Source organism: Fusibacter sp. (genome assembly GCF_057447755.1).
This window is the reverse complement of record NZ_JBVBZF010000458.1, coordinates 1-2,129: the sequence shown is the minus strand read 5'-3', so window position 1 is coordinate 2,129 and position 2,129 is coordinate 1. Positions and strand designations below refer to the sequence as shown.

2 protein-coding genes are annotated in these 2,129 nt (G+C 37.2%); both read left to right on the top strand.

The genetic code is table 11. From position 1 onward, the window contains the following. Nucleotides 1-1,382 (top strand): IS1182 family transposase (locus AC220I_RS21620; RefSeq protein WP_486725943.1); only part of this gene is annotated, 1,382 nt, incomplete at its 5' end. 500 nt (nt 1,383-1,882) lie between these two features. Then, nucleotides 1,883-2,129: hypothetical protein (locus AC220I_RS21615; RefSeq protein ID WP_486725942.1), on the top strand; the 247-nt coding region annotated here is incomplete at its 3' end.

The following is a 2,129-nucleotide window of genomic DNA, read 5'->3' as shown; positions in this document are numbered from 1 at the left end:
TGTCTGTATTTGACGAGAATTATAAAAATGACGATACAGGCCGTTCGGCGTATGATCCCAAGGTTCTTTTAAAGGTTGTTCTGTTGGGGTATTCACGCGGGTTGATATCCTCTCGAAAGATTGAACAAGCGTGTTGTGAAAATGTGACCTTCATGGCGATGTCGTGTAACCAGCGGCCGGATCATAGTACGATAGCCTCCTTTGTTTCATCAATGAAGGATGAGATTTTAGCTCTTTTTACAGATATATTATTGGTTTGCGAGGAAGAGAAGCTTTTGGGAGGAACTTTTTTTGCCTTAGATGGATGCAAGCTTTCTTCCAATGCTTCCAAACGATGGAGTGGTAAAATTTCTGATATAAAGAAGAAAAAGGAGAAGATCGAACAAAAGGTCAAGGGATTGTTAGATGAACAGATTGAAGTCGATAGAAACGACAGTGATGATTTGAGTGAGCTGTCCAATCGCGAGAAACAGATTGAGAAATTACAAAAGCAAGCCGATCGGATTGAAAAATGGCTAAAGGAAAACAATGCTAAGATAGGGACAACCGGTAAAGAATTACAAAGTAATGTCACCGATAATGAATCGGCCAAAATGATGACATCCCATGGTACGATTCAAGGTTACAACGGCCAAACGCTGGTGGATAACAAACATCAGGTGATAATTCATTCCGAAGCCTTTGGCAGAGGCCAGGACCATGATCATGTTGCTCCCATGCTTGAAGGAGCAAAAGAAAACTTACAGAAAATTGGAAAAGCGGCGGATTATTTTAAGGGCAAAATTTTAACCGCCGATAGCAATTACCATAGTCACAGCAATTTGAAAAAGTGCCAACAAGAGGAGCTGGATGCCTATATCCCTGATATCTATTTTCGAAAACGCGATTCACGGTTTTCAACGCAGACAAGAGGTCAGGTTAAAAAAGAGAAGAAATTTGTTTTAGAAGATTTCATATATAAAGAAGCCAAAGATCATTATATTTGTCCCAATGGTAAGATCTTGAGACTAAATATAAAAAGGCACATCCAGGATCGTAACATCTATCGTCGATATATGGCGGATGCCGAAGATTGTAAAAGATGTTCGTTAAAGAGCAGATGCTTTTATCGTAAAAACACAAAGCGCCGATCATTAGATGTTCCAATCGGCACTGAAGAAACTAATCTTTCCAAAGCAATGCTTAAAAAGGTAGACAGTGAAAAAGGACGCAAAATATATCCTCAACGCATTGCCATTGTTGAACCCATATATGCCAATATCAGAACCCACAAGCGATTGGACCGCTTTACCCTTAGAGGCAAAATTAAAGTCAACATACAGTGGATGTTGTACTGTATGGTTCATAACATAGAAAAAATAATGAACTATGGCATGGCTTAAGAGGATTTTGAGGAGATAGTATCATGCTGGAGGATAATAAGAAAAATAGTGACATAAATATATAGGCCCTTCGGGGAAGAGAACTTTCTAAAAAACAAAAATCTTGCACTACGGATGAATACTTGAAAAGGACTTTTTCGACAGTCTCGCTAGGTATCTGTAGTTTTAATTTTAAATCAAACTTCCCCCTTCTTCCCATTTAGATCCATGGAAAGGGAATCTATGTTATTCCTTTTCAACTCCTACTGCAAATCCGGCAGATTAGCATTATGAAAAACTTTGCATAAGTTATGCAAGGTATTCTATTTAATTCCAAGCACTTTGGTATAGTTCAGCACTGCCAAGCAAAACATTCAACCATCATAACCATATAATATCATTGAGGATTAAACTTAATTGTATCGCAACATATTTATTTTGCATGGTTTTTGCAATATTAGGATAGAGAGTTTGGCCATTCCTTCGGAAATTCCAGAACTATCTAAGTGGAAGTGATTATTATGGAAAAGAAATTAAAAACGCCTTTATCGATAGTACTTTCAGGATATATGTTCAGCTTAGGTGCCTATTTAATTTGGTGTTTTTACTTCTTGTACGGAAAGCAGTATAAAGTCGATAATTTTTTTGTACTTGTTTTAGTTCTATTTGCTATTACTGTGGTATATCTTTTTTCCTCGTTGTTGATTTCGTATGTCAAATCATTTCAAAAGTTTTGGACGTCCCTTTTCTTTGTATCAATAATGACGT